The following is a 25630-nucleotide window of genomic DNA, read 5'->3' as shown; positions in this document are numbered from 1 at the left end:
TCACCCGCGTTGCAGGCGTTCCAGTTTTCGATCGGCCGCGCGAAGTGTCAGCACCGCACCTGTCAAAAATGGAAGTGCCAAGCCAGCTGCGGCGATGGCAAGAATCAAGATGGCGGCCAAAACCGAGTATTCGGCAGACTGTTGTGCCAATGATAGTCGACCCAAGCCAATCAAGTAGAACACGCTGGTTCCCAGGAAGACCAGGTAAAGCGGCCCAAAGGGTTCAATCACCTCACGACGGGTGCGCTCCAAGACTGAATGTCGCAACATGTTCCAGCGTTTGCTTGCCTTGTTCACCAGATTACTCCCTTACCAACTCGATCCATGTGTGCACGTCGTCATCCGTCACTTCACGGCCTTCGACATGCGATTGATACCAACGGGCGACGATGGCACCGCGCTTTTCGCTTTTGATTTTTATGCCCGCTTCGGTGAGGTGCTTGTCCATCGAGCTTTCGATGTGTTTGAGCGCTTCGAAATCATGCCCCGCCCGAATGGATTTGGTGCCTAGTAGTAGCCAGGCGACGTCAATAGCATAGCGGCTTTGCATCTTCACGAGGGCCTCGACCGGGACGCCGCGTTTGCCCTTTTCATAGCTGTGATAGGCACGATGCGACACGCCAATGGCTTCAGCCATAGCAGCCTGCGAGACGCCTATCTCATTGCGACAGATCGCGAGGCGAGCGCCAATCTCTGCAAACAATTCAGCATCATCTCGCACCATGCAAGTTTCCCAATTGACGAGTGCGCAATTTTGTATAAATATAGCACAAAATGACGCATATTTACGGCTTCACTCATCTGAACACGTCAGAAGGTGCAGAACAAGCGATTCCATGCGTGTCGCCGATTCAACTTAAGCGGACAAGGACGACTGAAATGTCAGAGACCAACTATTCAGACAGCTCTCAGATCCTGGGGCTTGGGAAAACGCCCGCGCAATGGGTCGAAGTTATGGCCGGGATGGGGATCGATATTTCAGAACGCACTTTGCGTGAACGCGCCAATGAGACGGGCGCATTTTATCGCCTTGGGCGAACCATGCTGATCACGCCCGCGCAGATCGACACGATTTTTGAAGGAGGCCAGTCATGCCGCTCCAAATTTACAAGAGGGGCCACGTTTACTGGGCCAAGGGGTGGATCGAATACAACGGCAGGCCAATCGCCGGCCCATACCGGAGAAGCACTAAGGCATCTTCAGAAGAGGGCGCACGGGACTGGATAAATTATGAGACTGAACGTCAGATCCGTCGCTATGTCGTGGGCGACGAACCGAGCAAAACGTTCTCTGATGCAATTATGCTCTACAACGCGTCCCCAAAAGCAGCGAAGCAGCTGATCCCGATCGTCGAAGCAATCGGCGACTTGTCACTAGGCACGATTTCTGCTGCGCTATTGAAGAGCCTTGGGCCGAAGCTGAAACCCAAAGCGTCGACCGATACCTGGTGGCGTGAAATCGTGACGCCCGCGACTGCAGTGATCAACAACGCGCATGAGCTCGAGGGCACGCCTCTAATTCGTGTGAAGCCCTACGACAAGTTTGAGCGCATCGCTCAGGACAAGCGGCGCGGGAAGCTTAGTCGTGTAGAGCGCACGCCTGCCGATAAGGAATGGATCGAGGCGTTTTGCCGTGCGGCTGATCCATACAATGCCGCGCTGGTCCGTTTCATGTTTGAAACGGCGGCACGGATTGATCAGGCGGTATCACTGGAGCCTGATGACCTACGACCGCATGAAAACAAAGTCCGAGTGAAAGCGCAGAAGGGGCATCCGGAAAGCTGGATCACTGTATCCCCTCAGATGATGGACGAGCTGCTCGCGTTGCCGCCAAAACGCCCAAAGAACCGCAAGACTGGCAAACTGATGAAGGCGCGTGTTTTCGGCTATGGCAGCTCGACAGGCTACAACACGCGCTGGAAGACAATCTGCAAGCGCGCGGGCATTCCGTACCTGTCAGCGCATCCCGCCGGTCGGCATGGGTTCTTCACTGAGCTAGTCGTGCGCCAAGGTGTAGACCCGGTCACCGCAGCCAAGGCTGGCCGCTGGTCAGACCCGAATCTGCCCATGCGGATCTATGCCCATGCAGAGACCGATGAGGCCGACATCAGGGCCCGTTTTCGTACAAACCATGTACAGGAAGACCCTGTACAAACACCCAAGAGCAAGAAATCAAAGAAGGAATAACGCTATGAACGGTTCCCTCCTAAGGGGCAGGTTGCAGGTTCGAATCCTGCCGGGGTCGCCATTTGATTCTTCGTTAAACTGCAACGTCATACCGGGAATTCGCGCGTGGCTGTACGATCTAACTGTGTGCCTGTCTCAGCTTTATTGGACGTTCGCGTGATGCTGTGGCTGGATTTTAAGCCAACTTAGGCGCATGGCTTCGAAAGCTTACGGGTGCAGTAACTAAAACTAGGTGAAATTTCGTATCAACGGTGTATTAGACGTCGGTACAGCCAGATTAGTGAAGAAGCGAGCATGACTGAGCAATCATCAAACAAAAAAAGCCCGATCATCGAGAACATTAATCAGCAGCTTTCCAATATAGAAAACAACGAAGAAGTAGCCGAAATTGATATCTGTCTAACCTTCGACCGGAAATTCGTTCCCCATGCTGCCGTCACTTTGTTGTCGGCTATCCGTTCAGTTGGGAACGAGTGCAAACTGAATGTGCATATTCTTCACGTCGATGATATAGATGATCGATCCCGGAGTTCGCTCGAAGGGTTGTCGCAGCGCGCCAACATCCTGTGGCACCGGGTTGACGGTAATCGGATTGACAGCCTTCCTGACAACCGTGAGCATATATCAAGGGCAACCTACATTCGCTTGTTCATCCCGGAAGTCCTGCACAAGGTTGCCGACCGGGTAATCTACCTGGATTGTGATACGATTTTAACCGATCGATTGAGTATATTATGGGCTACCGATATTGGCACTTCGCCGATTGCTGCAGCCCCGGATGAGGGCGGCGTAACACAAGCCGAGCGCCTTAAATTCTCCAAAACGGCTTTCTATTTCAACGCAGGGGTTCTGATTTTCGATCTGAATGCGATCGATCCCAAGAAATTCGCCGCAAAGGTTGCAGAGACGGTCTCGCGTACGGATGTCGTGATCGAACTTCAGGACCAGGACATTCTGAACCTGATGTTCGAGGGACAAGCGGCAAAACTGGATCTGCGGTGGAATGCGAATACGCGCTTGTACACCCTCAACAAATTAGAGCCTGCCTATACGCCGGAAGAAGCAGAAATTGCCAGAATTTCGCCCGGCATCCTGCACTTTACCGACAACAGAAAACCGTGGAATTCAAACTGCAACCATCCCTTGCGAGAGCTCTATTGGGATCTTCGCAACCAGACGCCATGGCGGGAAACATTCAGCGAGCGACAGCGCCGAAAAATAATAGAATTCGCTCGTAGCCGATTCAGTAAGTCACGCAAGATGGTCAGCGCAGACAACTAGTGGAGCCTGATATAGAAACGGCAACCGCCAGCGTGGTTGTCAACCACGCTGCGTTTTTGGGAACTCGCTCTGATTCAGTCGCCTTTTGACTGCATCATTTTGTCCTCCAACAGCAGTCTCAGATAGTCGGCGTACTGCGTTTTCTTGAAGATTTCGGCTCTTTCAGCCAGAACAGAACTATCGATCCAACCTTGCACCCAAGCTATTTCGTCGGGGCTTCCGGCCTGCATCCCTTGCCGTTCGGTGAGTGTACGCACAAAATTTCCAGCATCCAGAAGGGATGCGTGCGTTCCGGTGTCAAACCAAGCAAAACCACGCCCCAGTGATTGAACATTCAATAAGTCGTCCGCCAAGTATGTTTCCAGAAGCGTAGTAATTTCCAGTTCCCCGCGCTCAGACGGCTGGATACCACGGGCCCGTTTGGGAGCGTCTCCATCCAGGAAATACAGACCTGTTACGGCGTATCTTGATGGAGGGTTTTTGGGTTTCTCAACTATGTGACGTACTTTGTCGCCATCAAAATCCACGACGCCATAACGTTCGGGGTCAGCAACCCGATAGGCGAACACAGTTCCACCTTCTGTATGACTGTTCGCGGCGTCCAAGAGCTCGGGCAATGCGTGACCAAAGAAAATGTTGTCGCCCAGGATCATTGCAGATGGCGCACCGTCCAGAAAATCTTCGGCAAGCAGATAAGCTTGGGCAAGCCCGTCCGGCGAGTCCTGAACGATCCAGGTCAAGTCTAGCCCGTATTGACTTCCATCTCCCAAAAGTCTTTGAAACTGGGCTTGGTCTTGCGGCGTAGTGATAATCGCGATTTCCCGAATACCCGCCAGCATAAGAACGCTAAGGGGGTAATAGATCATCGGTTTATCGTAGATCGGCAATAGCTGTTTCGAAACAGCCATTGTGATTGGGTACAAGCGCGTACCCGAGCCGCCAGCCAGAATAATGCCCTTACGTTTCATTTTCTTTCCTTTGTAATTGCTGTGATCGATCCGCCGGAAATTTGGCGAATTTCACATATTCTGCAAAAATGATGTTAGCCGGAAGAACCCAAACGCTGACCCACCCCCGTACGGGATTTGAGGCTTTCCAACCAGTCCGCATTTTCAAGGTACCATTGAACAGTCTGTTCCAATCCTGTCTCTGGCGTGTGAGATGGGCGCCAGCTCAACTCTTCACTAATGCGTGTCGCATCAATTGCATAGCGCTTGTCGTGGCCTGGGCGATCTTTCACAAACGTGATAAGTTCGGAATAGGGAGCAGCTGCAGGTCTCAAGCGATCCAGGACCCCACATAGCTTTTCAACCAGCTCCAGATTGGTCATCTCGTTTTCGCCGCCGATATTGTAGCTGCGGCCAAGTTCGCCTTTTTCCAAGACCAAAAGAAGGGCTTCGGCATGGTCTTCGACATGTAGCCAGTCCCGAATATTATCGCCTTTTCCATAGATCGGAATGGCCTCGCCGGCCAAAGCCTTGAGGATCACCACCGGGATCAGTTTTTCGGGAAACTGAAATGGCCCGTAATTGTTAGAACAGTTGGTCATCACAATCGGCAGCCCGTAGGTCTCGTGCCATGCACGTACCAGGTGGTCTGACCCGGCTTTGGAAGCCGAATATGGAGAGTTCGGCTGGTAGGGACTGTCTTCGACAAAGAACCCGGTTGTCCCAAGTGAACCAAATACCTCGTCGGTTGAGATATGATGAAAACGAAATCCTTCTGGCCGGCCCTGCGATACCCACCAGTGGCGGGCTGCTTCAAGCAGGCGATATGTTCCGACAATATTGGTTTCGACAAATGCGCCCGGACCGTCAATTGATCGGTCAACGTGGCTTTCAGCGGCAAGATGCATGATCGCGTCAGGTTTATGCTGTTTAAGTAGTTCCAGCATTTGAACACCGTCGCAAATGTCGGCTTTTTCAAAAATGTGGTTTGGGCTTTCGGCGACGCTGGCCACATTTTCGATGCATGCCGCATACGTGAGTGAATCAACGTTGACCACAGAATGACCGCTACGGATTGCCAGGCGCACCACTGCCGAACCGATAAACCCCATTCCGCCTGTTACCAGTATTTTCACGTCTCTACCTCGTTCATGTGTGGGCTGTATGATGGCACGATTGCTTCCGAGCAAAAGAAATTTGATACATTGCTGAATCTGGCAGGAAATCTGGATGCCGCAATCGTTCCCCTGCCGGACTATTCATGTGAGTTTTCTCACAAAACGCTGTCAACTGCTACTGTTTCAAATAGCTTTCTGATCTCTACGTTCCTTCAACAAGGTTGACAATGGCGATTGGGAATACGTCCTGAGGCGACGGCTTCGAAACAGCGAACCGCTGTAATTTAACATGGTGCCTATTACATAAAAGCGTCAATTACTTGAACAGAAAAACCTGACGATTTGAGGGCGGATCGCAATCGGATGTGGACAATATGCGGCATTTTTTGCTGGTGCGGATTACCGCCGATAATTTAAATTAAAGTCGTTCTATGAGTGTGAAACAAATCCAAATCCGAAAAACCGTGGAAGAGATTTCCATCAGCCAAGCCAACAGGGTTTTTAACGGTTGCCGACGTGTACAGGTCATCCAGCCTGCCTAAAAAGACTTCGCTACGGCAGTCATTATTCAGGTTTTCAAATTGCCGTGCTGCGGTGATTTTGTGGTCATTATTTGCGTCCATCAATCCCAAAACCTGGTCAATGAATTCGTCGTCGGTCCGGACATATTCGGGTTGATCGATCAGATAGTCCATTTGCCCGATAAATGTCTTTCTGGAAACTACCGGAAGACCATTGCTGATATAGTCCATAGCAGCGGTGCAGCCGTTTTCGGGCAGGGTGTCCAGCGCAACATCAGCTGCTTTAAGATAGCTCTTGAACTGGGCTTCGTCGCAAGCACGAATTGGTATCACCCGCTGGAGGTCGTAAGCGTCGCATCCGGCGGCGATTAATTGTTGTCGACAGAAGGTTTCTGACACGCCAACAAGAAGTACCCAAATCCGGTTGTTTCGCCGAAGTAATTTCTTGACCGTTTCGAAGAAGTTCAGATCCAGAAACGGCTGGAATTTGTATTGCGATGCTGAAGCAATCGCGATTTTGGCTTCTTTTGGAATCGAAAGTTGGTCGCGGCTGAAACCTTGATCAGTGCTGGAGCCTGTTTCTTTGATGGACAGAGGGATCCCCAGTCGCTTGCTGTTTGGAATTCCGCGTCTTGCCCCTGTCAACGCTCTTCCCCAGCTACGGGTTTCCGCAACCGCATGCGCCACCTCCATTCCAACCGAGAAACGGTGGTCGGCATGATTGTAGAAAATCACGGGCACAGGAAAAGAGGGCAGCCCGAATGCGAGGGACGGCACAATATCGTGCATATGAATGTGCAGGACAATAAAGGCGTACCCAAGAGCAATCGACTTGAGCTCCTCGGCGCGTGTTTCAATCGATTTCTTGTCGCGTAACCTGTGGATTGCTCCGCCTGCATTGGTCACGACGTCGTTCAATAGTTTTGGAACCGGCTGGGTACCCTGTTCCGTCAGAACCACAGATTGCGAACGCTTTTCACCATCTAGGTCTATCCAGCGTTCGACGACGCGTGTGTGCCCTCCCCATGGAAAGGCTGTGCTCATAACGTGCAAAACACCAGAACGGTCGGTTTTCCCCGGATCGATGGGCGACGCTATCATCTTGGCCAGTTCGGAGAGGGCGGCCTCCAGTTCGCGTGACCGATAGACACCGGCACCGGTGCCATTCGCAAAATGTGCCGCCACCTCTATGGCCTTCATTTTCTTAGAAGGCGCTTTGATGGCGGCAAGTTCAAAACAAATACGTTCAAACCTTTGGGCGTTCGCAATCGTCCTAGATAGCAATTCACGCCGTGAATGCATTCAACGCCTCGCAAACATCACGCACGTCGTCATTCGACATTGTCGGATCAATTGGCAACGAAAGCACTTCTTCATGAATGGCTTCCGTTAGGGGAAAGGAAAGATCGGCCAGTTCGGCATACGCAGCCTGCTGATGGGGCGGTATGGGGTAGTGAACCAGGGTTTGGACACCCCGTTCTTTCAGGTGTTTCTCAAGCAGGGCGCGATGTTTCGTGCGAATGACAAACAAATGCCAGACGCTGGTCAGCGCGTCGCTTGGGAATTCCGGCAACGTTACGTGATTGCTTTTGATGCCATCACAATAAGCGCGCGCTATTTCGCGGCGTCGCGAGTTTTCATCATCAAGATATCTCAGCTTGACCCGTAGAATGGCGGCCTGAAGCTCATCCAATCTGGAATTTCGGCCTTTGGCTTCGTTGACATATTTTTTCTGTGACCCATAGTTCGACAACATGTCCACCTTGGCCGCCAGGGCATCGTCATTTGTCACGACGGCACCGCCATCTCCTAAGGCACCGAGGTTTTTACCCGGATAAAATGAAAACGCCGAGATATCGCCAAAGTTTCCAGCCCGCGTTCCATTCAAAGTTGCGCCATGGGATTGCGCGCAATCTTCGATGACGAACAATCCGCGCTCCTTGGCAAATTCGCAGATGGCTGGCATGTCCGCCAGTCGCCCATATAGATGCACTGCCAAAATTGCCCGTGTTTTGGACGTCAATGCCTCGGCAAGTCCGTTCTTAGACAGATTAAAGGTATTGGGATCCGGTTCGACCAGAACAGGCGTCAATCCAACTCTGGATACAGCGAGGACGGTCGCAATGTAAGTGTTTGCCGGAACTATGACCTCGGCCCCAGCGTCCAAATCCAATGCATCCAGACAAAGCTCAAGTGCATCCAGACCGTTGCCTACTCCGATTGCATGCTGAGTGCCGCAGTACTCGGCGAATTCTCGACAAAAATCCTGATATTGTGTACCACGAACGTACCATCCGCTGTCGAGAACGTCTTGCATAGCCTGAGCAATTTCTTCGCTGTGGCGTGCGTTAATCTCTTTCAAATTCAAAAAGCTGATCATAGCATCTTCCTTACTTTCAGCTGTCTACGGCGCGCGGTTCGCAGATCAGGTTGGTATCTACTGCGATTGACATGTCCAATGGTTTTCGAACCTTGAATTCGTATTCAACACCCAATTCTTCCACCCACTTCCGGGCCTTAAAGAACTGATCAAAATTGTGATAAATACTGATGAGGAGAACTGGCTTTTGCTCGATTATTGTCTTTCGAGCACCTTCTAGAACATCGAATTCCATGCCTTCAACGTCAATCTTGATCAAGCCGACTTTGATCCCATGTTCTTCCACCAGAGAGTCCAGAGTCCGGACGGCAATTCTGTCATGCTCGACGGGCTGCCCGTCCGTCTCTGTTATCAAACAAGACTGATCTCCACGATCCAGTACCACCATTTCAGACGGCTCACTGCCAAGCCCGATATTCAATGATCGAACAGCTTGTATGTTATTCTGTTTGATCGTCTCATTCAGGAGATCAAAACTCTCGCGGCTTGGTTCGATAGCCCAAATGTCACCGTCGCTAAACTCGCGCATTATCAGGACGGAATCGCCGAAATATGCACCTACATCGATCATTGCCCTGTCTTTCAAGATTTCAGGACGTTCAAGTTCTGTGATGAAGTGTTTGTAGTAGAACACCGTTGAAGAGATATCTGCGGACGGCAAACGATATTTTCCGTCATATAGATACCACTTGTCCGATAGCCTCAGGATGCGATTGTAGTGGAAATCCATCAACTCGCGGAATCTATCTTCCTCTTCGCGTGTAAGCTGGAAGGCTCCGGCATTGTAAATTGAATAATCGCGGATTCGTTTTAGAGCCCGAGTTATGATGTGGCGGCTTTCCTCATCCAGACCGGTAATCAAGTCCAAATACAGCTGCTCTACATCGCCGCTGAACTTTTCGTAAGACACCTGATCAATTATTGAATCACACGTGTCCATATGTGCGATGCGCGCGCCATTGCTTACATAACTTGTTGGTGGGCCCAAAACCGTCGAAGAGGTGTTTTGGTAGACTTCCTGAACAATCTCAGCTTTCAGCGCCTCCATCCGTATGGATTGAGTTGCGATTTGTGACGCTTGTTTCTCGAGCTGAGCGATTTGATTGTCCAACCGCTCAGCCTGAGCGCTCAATTGTCCGCCTTGGCTTGCAAGCTCACTATGTTGCTGGTCCATCTTGGCGGTGAGCGACGGGACACGATTTGTCACGAGATCAAAAAGTTGGGTGTTAAGTGCCCTCGTGGCCCGACTGTTCCTCTTGGCTTTCCGGAACATGTTCGCCCCGATCAGCAGCAATGTAAGCGGAAGAGCAGCAATTGCGATCAAGCCAATCAGCAAGAGCCACAACTTGTACTCCAGGCTCTTAAACTTCATGCGCCGAATTAGCTTGTCCTTGTACCGCAACTCCAGCATGCCGTTGGTATAACGCACGGCCCGCAGCTTCCCTTTAAAACCAAGTCGGTAAGCTTTCTTCTCGATTTTCCACCCAAGGAAAGCCTCTTTCGCGTCCCGGTACGTGAGTGTTGATTTCGAGGCCGCTTTCAGGAACTCATCTGCTGCAAATTTGGCATTGTGAAATTTAGACACGTACTGATGGACGTCTTCGCCAAGTTGCTTTTGTTTTTCTGCATCCAGTATGTCGCCCAAGACTTTCGCACATGTACGGATCGGAATGTCAAAGGACGGTGCCTGTTCAACTTGCCAGCCCAGGCAGAACCCTTTGGCTTCCTGAAGGTATACGAAAATGTCGTCATCATAGTCATGTATTTCATTGCAAACTACGACTGTGGGGATAGCCAGCCGGCCCGATGCCAAGGCAGACGTGCCCATAGCAAACATGACATCGACATTTCCTATCAGGAATGCATCAAGCTTTTCGTCAAACATGGGTCCAGTGAACACAATGTTCACAGACGGGTAGTCCTCTGGAACTATTCTGTTTTCTTCCGGACCATTTCCGATGACGTACAGGGTTTTCTTGCCTTCATACGTATAGGCATCAAAATGACGAGCCAGATTTGTTACCGCAAAGACTTTGTCAATTGACAGGCGACCGAGGATTGCAATTTTTAACTCTCCTTGAGGGGCCACATAATTTGTCTTCCGCGTAGAGCTGGGTTCGATGCCAATCGGAACATAGTTCTCGTCGAAAGGGATCCCATAGTCTGTCTGCGCTTGCCGATGCGCTGCATCGCAAAAGAAAACGGCATGATTGTCACTAACCGTTTGAAGAAACTCGAGAAGACGGCCCGAGTCTATGTTCCATGTATCTTTGAGAACTGGAACACACAGATTGTGCCAATTCACAAATATGATCTTGCTGTCGGGGTGAAGCTCGGGCAGCCAATGAGCCCAATAAATTGGGATGACGAGCATAACGGGCTCTTGCAATGCAACGCCGAAGTTCCCGTCTTCCAGCTCGAGTTTCTCCACATTGGATCCCTCGAGCATTGGGTCCGTAATTCCGTCTTTGAAATCTGTGTAGTAAACCTTGCCAGAATAAACCTCAGCCAATCGCCGTGCAATAGACGTCAGGTATACCGGGCCGCCGGATGCCTCGCGCCACGGGAAGTAGAATACAATTGGCAAATTCATTTTTCGGAAATCTCGATAAGTTCGACAATAAATCGGTTGGGCATTACCATGAAGACAATTGGCGTCTGAAAATAAACGGATTTCTTCACCGGAGTTATTGGGCGAATACCCAGGCGTCCCATGGTGCTTATGGCCGTCTCAATGTCTTTTACATAGTACGCGAAGTGATAGGGCGCCACACTATGCGAAAGCCAGCTGTCCAGCGTCTTCGAGCCTTCCATGTTCTCGAGGAGCTCAATGCGGGGTTGGGATTTTGCGGTCATAAACAGACCGTGTACGCCTTGACCGGGGTCCGTGAATCGAGCCTCATCCGTGTAGCCGACGAGGCGATATCCAGCGGCTGCGGATTCAATTGATTTTGCAGCAATTCCGATATGATGGAATTCAAAGACACCTAACTCTGCCTGCAGGCGACGGTTAAAGATGTTCTGACAAAAACTTCCCCATTTCGAAGCCGTCGTTTCAACATATTCTTCTTTGGTTAGACCATGTTCGACCAGTTCGAACGTTTCACCACGCAATTCCACGGTATTGGGCGCGGCCGCAGCGCGACGCTGTGCATAGCCATCATGGAACTTCACGACACTGGTATTTTCGGAAACGGTCCGGCAATAGATTTCAGCCAAACCCAAATCATGAAAGCCGAACGACATCAGAAGGTTGACGCTCTCGATAGCGGCAAGACTGCCATCTTCGATAATCCATCGGCCCCATTCGGCCTGGCCATCATTGATATCGTAAAGCCCGATCAGACCAACCTTCTGTTGGGTGAAACGATCCAGGACCAGAAAGTAATAGTCCTGATCGGCCTGGGCCTGCTTCTGCAACCAAGCGCGCTGCGCTTCTACGTCGGGAGAAATCGGGTTGAGATACTTTTGTTTTTGGCTGTCGGCGCTGCGCAAGTTGACGATGTACTCTGCATCGTCTTCAGAAACGGGGCGCAATTGAAAGGATAACCCCGTCAGACGACGTGAGCGAAGTACATCTGTCACGAGCCCGCTCCCTAGTTTCCGTTCAGTTTCGATTGAATTGCATCAACAAAGCTTTTGGGCGAGCCCAGTTCCGTCAGTTCCTCTGGCGAGAACTGAATCCCGAATTCTTCTTCGGCGGCCAAAGCGTGTTCGATGCGGTCAAACGAGCTCCAGACTTCGGCATCTTCGTAATGTGCTTGGAATTTTTCACCCAGGCCCGCACGGCTTTCTACAAAGGACAAAACGTTTTCAGACATGGTTAGTAACTCTGCTCTTCTACATCTAGTTCAGGGACGGAGATCTCGACGATTCCCTGAGGGAATGAATAGTCTAGCTCCGAAGGGACGTTGGCGTGTTCATTTAGATATTTCGCGACGAAATCCTCTGCCGGGCCATTTCGGTCGCCTTTTTGAAACTCGATCCCGATTTTCGAACAACCCAGTTGATCCGCCGCGCATTTGATAGCGCCCAGAACAACAACGTCATCCAGGCCGCGACCCAATGCCCGGCAACTGACAAACATGTCTTCTACCTGCAGGATGTCCTCGTGTTTATGCGCAACCAGACAGCCAATGATGCCACTATCGATCAGCTTGTCGCTCATCGAAACGGTCATTACGCAAGAAGTCGAACTTTCCGCTGCGGCTTTTACTTCGGCAAGTGAGTACCGCTTGTAGTTGAAGATAAACTGGTTGGTCTTCCGGGAGAGTTCCGAAACCCGGGTCACCTGTTCAGGATCGTTTGCCATGAAGCTGATCTTAATCTCAAGCGAACGCAGATAATCTTCGGGGGACATCTGCTCTCGCAGGCGTCGCCGTTCTTCATTTGCTTGTACGTCTTTACTTCTGGCTGCGTCTTCAGCAGTGACTTTCGATTTCAGAAGGCCCGGGTATATGCTGACGCCACGGGCATTGGCATCGCTGTCAGGTGAGGCCCAGAACTGCTTGATGTCCGGCAACGCGTTGCTTACTTCAAAAAGCTCACCCATATTGTCGTCGACAAACAGCATTGAAGAATGGTGGATATTCAGGAATTTTTCCAAATCTTGGATGTTGGAAGATTTGGAGTCCCAGTTGACCATAAACTTGGTCACGTGTTCAGGGCGAAGAGGGAAGTCAGTGCGGCTGTTGAACAGATGCTCAGCATCTTCCGCTTCGTTCTTCGACGCAACGCAAATAAAGAAACCTTGGCCCGCAAGTTCAACCAGCTTCTGCTGCAGTGCAATATGTCCGGGTTCCAGAACGACTCCGTCTGCGCCGTCCTCGCCAAGCACGCCCTTGTAAAGGGTATTGTCGAGATCAACTACAACTGCCTTCAATCCCGGCAGGATAACAGCTGGAATGATGCGCAACCCAAGCAACCTGGACATTTCCATACATGCCGCCGGACTACAGCGGGTGCCGGTGAAGTCAGCGAGCCGCTCATCAAAGAACTTATCCCCGAGGCGGGTGATTATGGGCGTAACGTCCGCCTTGAACAGAGGCTCCTGAGCTTCAAATTCCGCACCAATTGGTACAATAATGACGGGGTCCGCGGCGCTTTGGCTGAGTTCATTCAGGCGGGCAGCAATGTGTTCACGCCCTTTGTCATCATACCGATCCAGATCAACCCAGAGAATATGCGCATCAGCACCCGTCGAAAAATCGACATTTGCAAATGCATCATCGTAGTCGCTGTAACTGAACTCTGCCTTCAAGCCCGAGATTTCCAGGAAGGCATTCAGTGTCGCAGCGACCAATTCAAAAGAGTGGTTGCGGATGACATTGATCTTCAGGTTGCGAGCTTGCTCGTCCACCCGGCCAATAAGATCGCTGCGCTTTAGATTTTGACTTGATGTGAGGCTGTGAAATTCGAGAAGTTTATTCATTTTAGCCACTTATCTTCATGTTTTTGTAGTCGTCATACGAGTGGATGTATTCTTCGGGGTCGTAGAGATTATCTGATACAACAACCAGAACGCAATCCTCGCTAAAGTCGTACATCTCTTTCCAAACCATTCTTTCAATCCAGAGGAGTTTTGAAGGAGAGTCCAGCTCTATGCTGGCAAATTCACCATCCGGAGCTGCCAGCCTGACACGGCAGCGCCCGTTAAGGCACAAAAATCCAAAGCGTGATCGCAGGTTCGCATGACTGCCGCGCGGCTCGTCGCCAACCGCTCCGTAAATTGCAAACATGCGCTTGAGTTCGAATGGCACTTCTTTGAGTTGCTCTACAACGACCAGGTTACCCCGATCATCGCCGCGTACCTGTAGTTCAACAAGCCCGTATAGCTCATCATAATTATTTTCAGACCGGTCCATGCAGCACACATCCAAAGGTTAATCAATTTTTTGCGATTTAGCACCGTTTCCGCAGCGCGTATATAGTAGCGTTACACCCTTCGCGATCCAATTTCAGAATATGCGAATTTTTTTGCCTGTTCGTCGGCCTGGCATTAAATGAGTACAGCTTGCGTCATTGGGTCGGATCGAAATCCAGACTTCTGAATTTGGGCCGAGGCCCCGACTTCGGGTGTCCAGTGCTAACCGGTGTAAGGTGAGCATTGTCTGTCCTATCCATCACGCCAAGTGTAGGTGAATGCAGACGTGGGCAGACCGAAGCTGCGGAACATCACTCCGCAACTTCGGCTTTTGCTTCGGCCACAGGTTCGCGTTTTTTGAATTGCTGATCGAAGAGTTTTTTGAACTGACCTTCGAGCTGCATAAGCTCGTCGAGGTTGCCCTGTTCAATGACGGCGCCGTCCTGAACAACGATAATTTTATCGGCCTCCAGAACGGTCGAAAGTCTGTGTGCAATTACGATCACGGTAATGTTCTGTGTCAATGTATCCAGCGCAGACTTCACCAGAGCCTCGGATTCTGCGTCCAGCGCGCTGGTGGCTTCGTCTAACAGCAATATCTCGGCATTGCGAAGGATCGCACGCGCAATCGCAATCCGTTGCTTTTGGCCACCAGACAAGAAGGTTCCGTTTTCACCAACCTGAGTGTCATAGCCATTGGGAAAGTCGCAGATGAAGTCATGCGCGTGTGCTGCCTTTGCAGCTTCGATGACCTCTTCGTCCGTCGCGTCCGGCGCCGAACAACGCAAGTTTTCCATCACTGAGGCTGAAAACAAGAACGTATCCTGACCTACATATGAGATCTTTTTTCTGAGCGAAGAAAAGCGGGCGTCCTGCAAGTTTTGACCGTCTATTTCGACGGATCCTTCATCAGGGTCATAGAACCGCATGATCAAGCCAAAGATCGTCGATTTTCCGCCCCCGGACTGACCAACCAGTGCTGTGGTTTTTCCAGCCTCGAAGGTTACGTTCATATTTTCGATTACCGGAATTGACCCGTGGTATCCAAAGGTGACATTGCGCAAGCCGATTTCGCCAGGCCCGTTCAACAGGTCGCGGGCTTCGGGGCTTTCCTGCATGGTGTCTTCTTGATCCAGCAAGCCAAACAACATGCCAACACCGACCATGGCCGCCTCAATCTGAACGCGCATTTTTGATAGACGTTTGGCGGGTTCATAAGCCATCAGAAGCGCCGTGATAAATGACATCAACTGACCAGCTGTTGGTTGTTCCGTGCCCGCAATTCCCAAGGTCGAAACGACCAGAACGCCGGCAACGGCCAGACCGGCCAAAAATTCCATCAGCGGGCTGGCGATCGACTGCAGCCGCGCAATATCGTTCGAGCGTTCTTCGACCTTGAGGATGGCCGTTTCCATACGGTTGATCATCCGATCCTCAAGAGAGAACACCTTGATGATCTTGATGCCGGCCGAGGTTTCCTGCAGCACACGAATAATTTCTGCCAGCGATTTGAACTCTTGCTGCATGATCGAGCGCACGCTTTTCAACAGATAACGCACGCCCAGCAAAGCCACGGGTCCGACAATAAAAAACATGATGGACAGCACGGGCTGCTGGTACACCATAACGATTACCAGACCCAACAGGGTCAAGGCATCGCGAACAAAACCGGTAACCACCACATCAATCAAAGTTCGGGCAGCTTGCGCACCGTGTGTCGTACGCATGAGTAGATCCGAGGATTCATTCTGGGCGAAGAACGAAATGCCATGCCGCAACAGCTTACGATACACGCGGTCTTGTTGCATCGCAATGATCCGGTTCCCCGCACGCGCCAAGTATATAGACTGGATATAGGAGGCCACCGCTTTGGTCAGAAACAAGAGAACAACGCCTAGAGCGATTGCAAACGCCCACTCACGCATATCGGGGCTGGTCATCGCATCAACGATGTATTCCATCATGAAGGCCGAGCCAGCAGTGGTCGCGGCAACGGCGATCATCGCAACAATGGCGACGGCATAAAGAGGACCTTGGGCAAAAAAACTCTCGCCAATGAGGCGGCCCATATAGCCTGATCGCCATTCGGTCCAGGCACGCTTAATCATTGCATTCTCCAGATCGTGAAATCATGCGCTCGCTCAGATAACCTATAATCGTTCCCGCCTAAAGGGCAGATCAAATGACGCGACAGAGTTGCCCAATCACAAGGTTGCGCAGGGGCCTCGTCAGATAAGGGTTGGCGTTGCGTTGTACAAGGTTTTGATGCTTCCGTTCAACAAGGGCGCGCGATGTATTGTGGGTTTTCGCGCGCCTCCCTCTACGTGGGGTTTTTAGGTCTAAGCCGGAAGGTGTCCGCACAACTTAATAGCGTCTTGTTTGCATCTCCTGCTGCACTAGATTCCTGAATTGTGAAGGGCAGCTTGAAGCGTTGGCAGAAACTATTGCTATCCAGCGTGATGGGGCCAGGCGATTTTCTTTTTGGTTTCATTGTGATATGTATATGTTTGGAAGAATGGAAGCTCTGATATTGAGGGGCAAATTACTGTAGCGCGAGAGTAACGATTAAATTTCGGCGGTTTTTTGCCGCAGTAAATCCTTGACGCGTCGCGGGAAAAGGATAGACCAGTTGCGCTTGTGCTTAGTAAATACGGCCCGTAGTAACACGGTGCAAAAAAATTATTGGTAATGGAACAGTGTCGATTAAGGCCGTCATTCTGAGTTTGCCGAAAGACGTTGAACGGCGACGTTTCTGCGAAAGCGAATTTGCCCGCTTTGGCTTGAACCATGAGTTTTGCGACGCCATTGCCGGAGATCAGCTAAACAACTCTGAGCTGCATCACCTATATGATGCTGATATGAACCGGATCAAGTTTAAGCGCCCGCTCAGCCGCAACGAAGTTGCCTGTACTCTCGGGCATCGCCAAATATGGCAGGAAGTCGCAGATTCTTCCGACTGCGTGAGTCTTGTTTTGGAAGATGACGCAACTTTCGTGCAGGACCCCAGGCCATTTTTTAATGAACTGGCTGAGTGTGGTGAATGTTTTGAAGACGTCATGATCAAGATCGATGGCGTGTCCGGAAACAACGGGCAGGTTATTAAATCCGTTGCGGATCAGGATCTTGTCCTGTCGGACCGTCTGCCACCCAGAACCACAGGTTACATCATCGGCCGTCGTGCTGCCGCTCAGCTTTTGGCGATCGAGGCCCCGATTACGCGCCCCATCGACATAGATCTGAAATTCTATTGGGAACACAATGTGCCCATCCTCACCCTTGCCGAGCAGATGGTCGCAGAGCGTAAAGAGACAGACAGCACGATCGATCACTGCCGCAGCAAGATGAAACCCGGCTCGCCCATGGCCAGATTCGTTCGAAATCTAATGTATCAGACAAAGTACACATACGGACGGTTGAGCCATCCGTTGAACCCAGACATGATCGAAGGGCTCGGCCCCCTGATGCAGGCCGGCAATCGGGTTCGGAACCGCGCATGAAGAATAGCCTTGTGGTTGTCCGTGCGGGCAACAAGTCATTGCACCATCGGTGGCATGAAATCCCCTATGAAGATCGCACCTACGATCTTCTGATCAGCTATTTCTCAGACGAGGCATTTGCGGCATTCGAACCTGAACCCGGTGTCGAGGCTGTGCTGATAAAAGGTGGTAAATGGGACGGGTTGTTCAAAACCCTCGCGGATCGTGACCTGGAGCAGTATGACTACTATTGGCTGCCGGATGACGATCTGGACATCAGCGCCGCGGACGTAAATGCGCTGTTTGATGCCATGCAGGTTCACGGCTTGCGTATTGCACAACCGTCACTGACGCCCGAAAGCTATTTCTCGCATTTTGTGTTCAGCCAATGCCCGGGCTTCGTGCTGCGGTACACAAACTATATCGAGATCATGGCCCCGTGCCTGCACAAGGATATCCTAAAGAAAGCACTGCCGCTGTTTCAGGGCACCATGAGCGGCTATGGCCTGGACTATATCTGGTGCCGATGGGCTGAGGCTGGCGCGTTTCGGACCGCGATTCTGGACGAAATTGCAATGCACCACACAAGGCCGGTCGGAAAGAACCTGAAAGTTGCGATGGCCGAGTCGAATAACCTCAGCTCGGAAGAGGAAGAAGCCGTTCTGAAACAGATGTTTGATCTGTCCCGGCGCACCGTTCCCGTCGTCTTTGCCGCGATCCTGCAAGGTGGGCAACCCATCTCGGGTCGTTTGCAGTTAGGATGGCGCATGTGCCGGGCATGGATGTCGGTTCTGCCGAAGTTCCGCAGTGCTAGCGAGGCGCGGTCGGGTATATTCAAGATTGCCCGCCGTCAGCTGATCAAACCGCTCGATATGACGACGATTTCGATGAAACAGGAAAGCCCCTGATATGCAGTTTTTGATGGTTGGGGCCGGATTGTCTGGGGCCGTGATCGGTCGGCAACTTGCGGAACAGGGACATGATGTCACCGTGGTCGACAGCCGTGACCATATCGGTGGAAATTGCCACACAGAACGGGATGTCGATACCGACGTGATGGTCCATGTGTACGGGCCACATATCTTCCACACGGATGACGAAGAGGTTTGGCAGTATGTGAACCAATACGCCAACTTCCTGCCCTATAAGAACCGGGTCAAAACCACCTCTCGGGGGCAGGTCTATTCGCTGCCGGTGAACCTGCATACGATCAATCAGTTCTTCGATAAAACTATGCGTCCGGACGAGGCGCGCGCGTTTATCACCGAAGAACAGGCTGATACATCCATCACCGACCCGCAGAGTTTCGAGGAACAGGCGATGCGGTTCGTCGGTCGTGATCTGTATGAAGCGTTTTTTAAGGGCTACACGATCAAGCAATGGGGCTGCCACCCATCCGAGCTGCCGGCGTCGATCCTTAAGCGTCTGCCAGTGCGGTTCAACTACGACGACAATTACTTTTTCCATAAATTCCAAGGCATGCCCGAGAACGGTTATACCGACATGATTGGTGGCATCCTCGATCACCCCGGCATCACAGTGAAGCTGAATACCATGTTCGATCGCAACATTGCGGATGGCTTCGATCATGTGTTCTATTCGGGCCCACTGGATGGCTATTTCGACTATGAGCTTGGGCGCCTGGGCTACCGCACCCTTGATTTCGAACGGTTCACCTATGATGGCGACTATCAGGGTTGCGCGGTGATGAACTATGGCGAGGAAGAGGTGCCCTTTACTCGGATCACCGAGCACAAGCACTTTGCACCGTGGGAGTCGCACGAAGGCTCGGTTTGTTATCGCGAGTTTTCCCGCGCGGCGGGTCCGGATGACATTCCCTATTACCCGATCCGTCAGGTAAAGGAAAAAGCGCTGCTGAGTGAGTATGTTGCGCTGGCCGAAGACACCCAAAACGTCACGTTTGTTGGCCGTCTGGGCACCTATCGGTATCTGGATATGGATGTCACGATCCGCGAGTCTCTGGATACCGCCCGGGCGGTGCTGTCTGCGATCTCGGAAAAGGAACGGTTAAAGCCGTTTTTTGTTCCAGTTCTCTGACACACAAGACGGAGCGTTAGTTAGATCTACGATGGCGCAGGTTCGGGGAACCGCGCGCGTGTGCGGTTTGCGAAGGCAACCAGCGACAGCATCACCGGGACCTCAACCAGAACGCCTACAACCGTCGCCAGAGCCGCGCCCGAGTTCAATCCGAACAGGCTGATGGCCACGGCGACGGCTAGTTCAAAGAAGTTCGACGTTCCGATCATTGCGCAGGGTGCGGCGATCCGGTGCGGCACCTTTAGGGCATATGCTGCGCCGTAAGCCAGAGCGAAGATACCATAGCTCTGGATCAGGATCGGTATGGCGATCAGGACGATCACCATCGGTTTTGCCTGAATGGTTTGCCCCTGCAGACCGAACAGGATGACGACGGTGGCGATCAGGCCCATGACCGACCACGGCTTGACGCGTGCGGAAAACGCATCGATGGCCTGGGGCGATCCCAATGTTCGGCGCGTTATCAGGCCGGCGATCAGCGGTAATACCACATACAACACAGTTGCCAGAACCAGTGTCTGCCATGGAACCTGAATGTCGGTCACGCCCAGCAGAAAGGCCACGATTGGGGCGAATGCCACCACCATGATCAAGTCGTTCACGGAAACCTGCACCAGCGTATAGGTCGCATCGCCCCTAGTCAGCTGAGACCAGACGAACACCATAGCGGTGCACGGTGCAGCACCCAGCAGGATCAGCCCGGCGGTGTATTGAGCCGCGTCTTCAGGTTCGATCCATGGTGCAAAGACGTGCTCAAAGAACAGAACCGCCAGAAAGGCCATGGTGAACGGCTTAATCAACCAGTTGACAACCAGCGTCACGATCAGCCCGCGTGGTTGCCGGGCAACGCCTGCCACCGCGCCAAAATCGACGCCGACCATCATGGGGTAGACCATCGCCCAGATCAGCAGGGCCACCACCAGATTGACGCTGGCCACTTCGGCCGAGGCGATCAGTTGAACCAGGCCGGGTGCAACCAGTCCGATCAATACGCCGCCAACCATGGCCAGCGCGACCCAGACGGTCAGGTAGCGTTCGAAGATGCTCATGAATATGCCTCGGTTGTCTGGTCGGTTAGTTTGCCGGATGTAAGGGCGGCCAGCGCGACCATTGCAGCAGCGGTGCCCAGAACCAGTGGAAGCCCGCCAATCTGATAGGTAAGTCCCGACAGGACAGTGCCAACCAGACGGCCTGTCGCGTTGGCCATGTAGTAAAAGCCCACATCCATCGTTACACGCTCGGATTTGGTAAAGGCCAGGATCAGGTAAGAATGCAGCGCTGAATTGACGGCGAAGATCGCCCCAAAGGCCAATAGGCCCGCGACCAGCGTGACGGTCAGCCATGTCTCGGGGCCGGATGAGAGCAGCACCGCGATGGTCAGTGCAGCAGGCACGCTGAACAATGCCGCGGCCCAATTCTTGGCTGCATGGATAAGATCCCCTTCCGGGCGTTCGTTTGCACGCAGGATTTTCGGCGCGCTGGCCTGAACAGCTCCGTAAAGTATGACCCAAACGGCCATGAACGTGCCGATCATGAAAAATGCGGCACGGTTACCATCCTCGGTTCCGTCCGACAGCACCGCGTAGAAATAGATCGGGATGCCGACCACAAACCACACATCCCGCGCGCCAAACAAGAAGACACGAGCGGCGGACAGCCAATTCACGTTGGCGGATTTCGAGAAGACCTCAGAGAATTTGGCGCTTTTGCGCCCTTTGGGCAGGCCGGTCGGCATGAACAGGATGACGGCGACGAGGATTGCGGCAAGTATGATCGCCATTGCCAGAACGGCCCACATAAAGCCCACTGTTGCCAACAGTGCCGCCCCAAGCAGAAACCCAAATCCTTTGACGGCGTTCTTGGAGCCGGTCAAAATCGCGACCCAGCGAAACAACCCTCCGCCCTCGGTCGGGGCCAGCAGTTTGACGGCGGATTTTGAGGACATCTTGGCTAGGTCCTTTGCTACCCCGCTGGCCCCTTGCACGATCATCACAAACACAACTTTCGCCGGAATTGCCCAATTAGGGTCTAATTGTGCAAGAACCAGCAACGCCCCAATCTGCAGTGCCAGCCCGGCATAAAGCGTCGACGTCAGCCCGAACCGCGCCGCGATCCAACCCGCGGCAAGGTTCGTACCCATGCCGGCGATCTCATACAGAACAAACAGGTACGCCAGCTGAACCGGTGAGAATCCCATGCTGTGAAAGTGCAACAGCACCAGCATGCGAAGGACCCCGTCGGTCAGCATAAAGGTCCAATAGGCTGCCGTGACCGTGATATACGCCGACATACCTTCGGGCCTTTGGGTCACAGCGAGGCACCAACCATTAGGGCAACGTCGACCAGACGATGGGCGTAACCCATTTCATTGTCGTACCAGGCATAGATCTTCACCTGTGTCCCATTCACGACCATGGTTGAGGGCGCATCCACAATCGAGGACCGTTCGTCGTTGGTGTAGTCGGTCGAAACCAGCGGTCGCGTCTCATAGCCGAGGATGCCTTTCAACTCACCTTCGGCGGCGGCCTTGAAAAGCGCGTTGACTTCTTCGACGGTGGTTTCACGCTCAACCTCGAAGACGCAATCCGTCAGCGAGGCGTTTAGCAACGGCACCCGCACCGCGTGACCGTTCAGCCGCCCTGTGAGTTCCGGGTAAATCAGCGTGATTGCCGTGGCCGAACCAGTGGTGGTCGGGATCAGAGAGTTTAAAGCAGACCGCGCCCGGCGCAGATCTTTGGCGGGGCGGTCCACGATGGTTTGCGTGTTGGTCACGTCGTGAATTGTGGTCATCGACCCGTGGCGAATACCAAGGTTTTCGTGGATGACCTTGACCACTGGGGCCAAACAATTCGTGGTGCAGGAGGCCGCCGTCACGATGCTGTGGACATCCGGATCATAAGTGTCCTCATTCACGCCCATAACGATGTTGGCGGTCGGGCCATCCTTGACGGGGGCCGAGACAACAACCTTCTTCACGCCCGCCTCAAAATAGGGGGCCAGCCTGGCCTCGGTCTTGAAGATACCGGTGCAGTCGATCACCACATCGACACCGTCCAGCGGCAGGTCAGCCAAATCCCTGGTGCCGATAAAGGGCAGACGCGTGCCGTTGATCGAAACGCTGTCGGCATCATGCGCGAACGTGGCATCCCAGCGGCCATGGACCGTGTCAAACTCCAGCAGGTGCGCGTGCATTTCGGGGTCACCCACCGCATCATTGATCCAGGCGATCTTGGCGCCTTTGTCGAGCAGCGGTTTCAAGGCCAGTTTTCCCATCCGGCCCAATCCGTTCACAGCATAAGTCGTCATTTCATGTCCTCAGTGGGCGTCCTGCCGATGTCATCAACAGCAGTTTGCAGTGCGATCCGGTCGAGGCTTTGGACCGGCAAAGACGTAAAGGCCTCAATCCGGCGCTTAAGCGCGCCATATGCATGTTGAAATGCAAGGCTTTTTTCGGCATCCGTGCCCTCTGCCCTGACCGGGTCCGGCATGCCCCAATGGCCGCTGATTGGCTGGCCTTCCCAGGCGGGACATTCCTCATTCGCGGCCTGATTGCAGACGGTGAAGACGAAATCCATCTCGGGCGCGCCGGGGGATGCAAATTCGGATATGTTCTTGGACCGCAGGATGGATGTGTCGTGCCCTTTGTCGTCCAAAACTTGCACGGCCATCGGGTTGAGCGCGGATGTGGGCTGCGTACCGGCTGAGTAAACGTTGAACCGGTCACCCCCCAGCGAGCGCAGTAGGGATTCCGCAAAAATCGAGCGGGCAGAATTGCCCACACACAAAAACAAGACGTTGAACTTCCGATCCGTCGCCGCCGTATTTTCTGGAGCAAATGGCATGCAGATATCAGGGCGACCGCGACAGCAATCGACGATCAGATAATCGAGCATCTGTTGCACGTTTTTCATTTCAATCGAATATAGCAGTGACGTGCCGGAACGTTCCTGCGCGACCAGCCCAGAACGCTGAAGCGCGTTCAGATAGTTCGACAAGGTGCTGGCCTTCACGTCGAGTTCCGCTGCCAGCTCTCCTGCCGGGACGCTGTCAGGAAAACGTCGCATGAGCATGCGAAACACAAGGATACGCTGCGGATGACCCAGGATGGCCAATTGGTCTGCTATCTGTTCTATCATATTTCATGAAATATTAAAATAAGACAAATCAGTCAACCGAAATTACACGACCATCGAAGGTGAGTGTAAGCGTCCGAATAGGCGTGATATTCTGGCTGGAGCGTGGTGATGGAATGGGTTTCAGGCGATCTGAGCTGCGGGAATCACCGTTACACACCGGTAGGCGTCCAAGGACATCGAGACTTGCACGCATCTGCCCGAGGGTTTAAAGGAACCGTCGCTTGCCTCAATAGCTCAGCTGGTAGAGCAGGTCCTTCGTAAGGACAAGGTCGGGGGTTCGAGTCCCTCTTGAGGCACCATTTTTCCCTGTATAGTTATGCTAAACTAGCGGCCTACCTAGTAATCTCATGTTTCGTTCGACCCTTTGGGCCACCATCGGAAGCGTGCGCTCGGGTGTTTTTGCCTGCGTGAGTACGATCCTCCTGACCTATGCGCTCTATCGGTAGTTAGGTGTAAGGCATCGCATACGCGCGGGAAGAACACTCTTAGATGACCTGTTCTTTTCCAAATGAGAATCGTCAGGATAACCCCAAATACCTGTTTCAAAACATATATTTGAATGCTTTGGGATCTGCTGCTCTGGTGGTAGCATTCAGCTAAAAAGTTGTTTCCACGCCAGTTTTTTTGACACAGCCAAGGAGTTTCATCATGAAAGGTGACAAAAAGGTAATTGAATACCTGAACAAAGCTCTGCGCCACGAACTAACGGCCGTCAGCCAATACTGGTTGCATTATCGCCTGCAAGACGATTGGGGCCTTGGCAGCATGGCCAAGAAAAGCCGAGAAGAATCCATTGAAGAGATGGAACACGCCGACAAACTGATCGAACGGATCATTTTCCTGGAAGGTCATCCCAACCTGCAAAAACTTGATCCCCTGCGGATCGGCGAAAACCCCCGGGAAACGCTGGAATGCGATCTTGCGGCGGAACAAAGCGCGCGCGCACTGTACAAAGAGGCGCGGGATGTCTGCAAAGAGGCAGGAGACTATGTCTCGATGGGATTGTTCGAAAGCTTGATGTCGGATGAGGAAGGTCATATCGACTTTCTGGAAACTCAGATCGAACTGTATGATCGCGTCGGGCCCGAACTTTTCGCGCAACTCAATGCAACCAAAATGGAAGACGCCGAATAGGTGGTCGTGTTGGCGACGATGGCCGCGGGCATCGGGGTTCCTATCAGCGGGTGGTTGCAGGATTAGGGCGTCGTTGCCCTAAGCACATTCCTGCACGCCGAGACCTATCAGGTACTCACCGGTCACGAACAAAAGCTCATTTGGTCCGGCGAACCGCGCTTTGGACATGAACCAGTTTCTGACCGGATTTGGGTAGTAGCTGGATAGTGACGCGCTTTTTCTGTCGAACTCATCTGCTGTCATTTTCGTTCGGTTCGGGTGATGGGGGCCGTGAAAGCCAAAGATCGTCTCGGGCGAAACGCAAACATCGTCCGCACCCAGCAGCATGGTGCAGCTAGAGTGGCAATAGTCCCCGTTGATCTGGAATTGCGCGTTGGTCCGGTTGGCGATTTCGATCTGAACCATGCGATCCACAATCCGCCCACCCGGATCATTGCCAACTTGAATCTCTTTTGAACTTGCCGGCATGCTCATCAGAACGAGCGTCGCCAACGCTGCTATCGTGTTTCTCATCCGCCCGCCTGCTCAAG

Annotated in this window: 25 protein-coding genes and 1 tRNA gene; 9 read left to right on the top strand and 17 right to left on the bottom strand. The window is 52.5% G+C overall.

Annotation, left to right across the window (positions count from 1 at the left end):
- Together DS906_RS15820 and DS906_RS15815 are read right to left on the bottom strand one after the other, a co-directional pair.
- Complete coding sequence (locus DS906_RS15820; RefSeq protein ID WP_113791070.1) at window positions 1–297, bottom strand: hypothetical protein; 297 nt, start codon at window positions 295–297, stop codon at window positions 1–3.
- A 4-nt stretch (window positions 298–301) separates the two neighbouring features.
- Window positions 302–724: a helix-turn-helix domain-containing protein gene (locus DS906_RS15815; protein ID WP_073253564.1), complete on the bottom strand. Its 423-nt coding sequence runs from the start codon at window positions 722–724 to the stop codon at window positions 302–304.
- 155 nt (window positions 725–879) lie between these two features.
- Here DS906_RS15815 and DS906_RS22535 point away from each other — a divergent pair, with 155 nt between their 5' ends.
- From DS906_RS22535 to DS906_RS15805, 3 genes are all read left to right on the top strand, one after another.
- Entirely contained in the window at window positions 880–1227 is a 348-nt protein-coding gene (locus DS906_RS22535; RefSeq protein ID WP_233494815.1) for a hypothetical protein, read from the top strand.
- A 35-nt stretch (window positions 1228–1262) separates the two neighbouring features.
- Window positions 1263–2186, top strand: a complete 924-nt coding sequence (locus DS906_RS15810; RefSeq protein ID WP_233494814.1) for a tyrosine-type recombinase/integrase — start codon at window positions 1263–1265, stop codon at window positions 2184–2186.
- 294 nt (window positions 2187–2480) lie between these two features.
- Window positions 2481–3467, top strand: a complete 987-nt coding sequence (locus tag DS906_RS15805; RefSeq protein ID WP_113791069.1) for a glycosyltransferase family 8 protein — start codon at window positions 2481–2483, stop codon at window positions 3465–3467.
- 74 nt (window positions 3468–3541) lie between these two features.
- On the opposite strand, the gene rfbA is transcribed toward DS906_RS15805, so the two are convergent.
- Both rfbA and rfbB read right to left on the bottom strand, forming a co-directional pair.
- On the bottom strand, window positions 3542–4435 hold the full coding sequence (gene rfbA, locus DS906_RS15800; RefSeq protein ID WP_113791068.1) for a glucose-1-phosphate thymidylyltransferase RfbA: 894 nt from the start codon (window positions 4433–4435) through the stop codon (window positions 3542–3544).
- A 74-nt stretch (window positions 4436–4509) separates the two neighbouring features.
- Window positions 4510–5550 (bottom strand): dTDP-glucose 4,6-dehydratase, encoded by a 1041-nt coding sequence (gene rfbB, locus DS906_RS15795; RefSeq protein ID WP_113791067.1) that lies wholly within the window; start codon window positions 5548–5550, stop codon window positions 4510–4512.
- Here rfbB and DS906_RS22230 point away from each other — a divergent pair.
- Window positions 5476–5757: a hypothetical protein gene (locus tag DS906_RS22230; protein ID WP_199528587.1), complete on the top strand. Its 282-nt coding sequence runs from the start codon at window positions 5476–5478 to the stop codon at window positions 5755–5757. The genes rfbB and DS906_RS22230 overlap by 75 nt on opposite strands.
- A 188-nt stretch (window positions 5758–5945) precedes the next feature.
- On the opposite strand, the gene DS906_RS15785 is transcribed toward DS906_RS22230, so the two are convergent.
- The 8 genes from DS906_RS15785 to DS906_RS15750 all read right to left on the bottom strand — a co-directional run bounded on the left by DS906_RS15785 (window position 5946) and on the right by DS906_RS15750 (window position 16404).
- A complete protein-coding gene (locus tag DS906_RS15785; RefSeq protein ID WP_113791065.1) occupies window positions 5946–7355 on the bottom strand; it encodes a hypothetical protein in 1410 nt (469 codons plus the stop codon).
- The gene (locus DS906_RS15780; RefSeq protein WP_113791064.1) at window positions 7339–8433 is read right to left on the bottom strand and encodes a DegT/DnrJ/EryC1/StrS aminotransferase family protein; all 1095 of its coding nucleotides are present in this window, start codon (window positions 8431–8433) and stop codon (window positions 7339–7341) included. The genes DS906_RS15785 and DS906_RS15780 overlap by 17 nt, the downstream gene beginning before the upstream one ends.
- A 16-nt stretch (window positions 8434–8449) precedes the next feature.
- A complete protein-coding gene (locus DS906_RS15775) occupies window positions 8450–11026 on the bottom strand; it encodes an FkbM family methyltransferase (RefSeq protein WP_113791063.1) in 2577 nt (858 codons plus the stop codon).
- The gene (locus DS906_RS15770) at window positions 11023–12018 is read right to left on the bottom strand and encodes a GNAT family N-acetyltransferase (RefSeq protein ID WP_113791062.1); all 996 of its coding nucleotides are present in this window, start codon (window positions 12016–12018) and stop codon (window positions 11023–11025) included. Before DS906_RS15770 ends, DS906_RS15775 begins: the two co-directional genes overlap by 4 nt.
- Before the next feature lie 11 nt (window positions 12019–12029).
- Entirely contained in the window at window positions 12030–12254 is a 225-nt protein-coding gene (locus tag DS906_RS15765) for an acyl carrier protein (RefSeq protein WP_113791061.1), read from the bottom strand.
- Window positions 12255–12256: 2 nt separating this feature from the next.
- Window positions 12257–13864: an HAD-IIIC family phosphatase gene (locus DS906_RS15760; protein ID WP_113791060.1), complete on the bottom strand. Its 1608-nt coding sequence runs from the start codon at window positions 13862–13864 to the stop codon at window positions 12257–12259.
- A gap of 1 nt (window position 13865) precedes the next feature.
- The gene (locus tag DS906_RS15755) at window positions 13866–14297 is read right to left on the bottom strand and encodes an FdtA/QdtA family cupin domain-containing protein (protein WP_113791059.1); all 432 of its coding nucleotides are present in this window, start codon (window positions 14295–14297) and stop codon (window positions 13866–13868) included.
- Between the two features lie 310 nt (window positions 14298–14607).
- The gene (locus DS906_RS15750) at window positions 14608–16404 is read right to left on the bottom strand and encodes an ABC transporter ATP-binding protein (protein ID WP_113791058.1); all 1797 of its coding nucleotides are present in this window, start codon (window positions 16402–16404) and stop codon (window positions 14608–14610) included.
- Between the two features lie 588 nt (window positions 16405–16992).
- Between DS906_RS15750 and DS906_RS15745 the strand changes: the two genes are divergently transcribed.
- From DS906_RS15745 to glf, 3 genes are read left to right on the top strand one after another with little or no spacing between them, the layout of a single operon-like run.
- Window positions 16993–17793: a glycosyltransferase family 25 protein gene (locus tag DS906_RS15745; RefSeq protein WP_158541337.1), complete on the top strand. Its 801-nt coding sequence runs from the start codon at window positions 16993–16995 to the stop codon at window positions 17791–17793.
- Window positions 17790–18680: a hypothetical protein gene (locus DS906_RS15740; RefSeq protein WP_113791056.1), complete on the top strand. Its 891-nt coding sequence runs from the start codon at window positions 17790–17792 to the stop codon at window positions 18678–18680. The genes DS906_RS15745 and DS906_RS15740 overlap by 4 nt, the downstream gene beginning before the upstream one ends.
- A 1-nt stretch (window position 18681) precedes the next feature.
- Window positions 18682–19830: a UDP-galactopyranose mutase gene (gene glf, locus DS906_RS15735; RefSeq protein ID WP_113791055.1), complete on the top strand. Its 1149-nt coding sequence runs from the start codon at window positions 18682–18684 to the stop codon at window positions 19828–19830.
- Between the two features lie 26 nt (window positions 19831–19856).
- Here the strand turns inward: glf and arsB are convergent, their stop codons facing one another.
- The 4 genes from arsB to DS906_RS15715 are packed head-to-tail and all read right to left on the bottom strand — an operon-like array spanning window position 19857 to window position 23966.
- A complete protein-coding gene (gene arsB / locus DS906_RS15730; protein WP_113791054.1) occupies window positions 19857–20879 on the bottom strand; it encodes an ACR3 family arsenite efflux transporter in 1023 nt (340 codons plus the stop codon).
- Window positions 20876–22120, bottom strand: a complete 1245-nt coding sequence (gene arsJ / locus DS906_RS15725) for an organoarsenical effux MFS transporter ArsJ (protein WP_369935047.1) — start codon at window positions 22118–22120, stop codon at window positions 20876–20878. Before arsJ ends, arsB begins: the two co-directional genes overlap by 4 nt.
- 17 nt (window positions 22121–22137) lie before the next feature.
- On the bottom strand, window positions 22138–23136 hold the full coding sequence (locus DS906_RS15720; protein ID WP_113791052.1) for an ArsJ-associated glyceraldehyde-3-phosphate dehydrogenase: 999 nt from the start codon (window positions 23134–23136) through the stop codon (window positions 22138–22140).
- Window positions 23133–23966, bottom strand: coding sequence for a helix-turn-helix domain-containing protein (locus DS906_RS15715; protein WP_113791051.1), 834 nt, complete (start codon window positions 23964–23966; stop codon window positions 23133–23135). Before DS906_RS15715 ends, DS906_RS15720 begins: the two co-directional genes overlap by 4 nt.
- A gap of 223 nt (window positions 23967–24189) precedes the next feature.
- Between DS906_RS15715 and DS906_RS15710 the strand changes: the two genes are divergently transcribed.
- Both DS906_RS15710 and bfr read left to right on the top strand, forming a co-directional pair.
- Window positions 24190–24265, top strand: a tRNA-Thr gene (locus DS906_RS15710).
- Between the two features lie 349 nt (window positions 24266–24614).
- A complete protein-coding gene (gene bfr, locus DS906_RS15705; protein ID WP_108860610.1) occupies window positions 24615–25100 on the top strand; it encodes a bacterioferritin in 486 nt (161 codons plus the stop codon).
- Window positions 25101–25178: 78 nt separating this feature from the next.
- On the opposite strand, the gene DS906_RS15700 is transcribed toward bfr, so the two are convergent.
- Window positions 25179–25613 carry a hypothetical protein gene (locus DS906_RS15700; RefSeq protein ID WP_147235279.1) on the bottom strand — a complete coding sequence of 145 codons (435 nt, stop codon included), beginning with the start codon at window positions 25611–25613 and terminating at the stop codon, window positions 25179–25181.
- Between the last annotated feature and the right edge of the window lie 17 nt (window positions 25614–25630).

The sequence above is a fragment of the Ruegeria sp. A3M17 genome (genome assembly GCF_003318255.1).
Taxonomy (GTDB): domain Bacteria; phylum Pseudomonadota; class Alphaproteobacteria; order Rhodobacterales; family Rhodobacteraceae; genus Ruegeria.
Note: the sequence above shows the minus strand (reverse complement) of the source record. Positions and strands in the feature narration are given on the sequence as shown.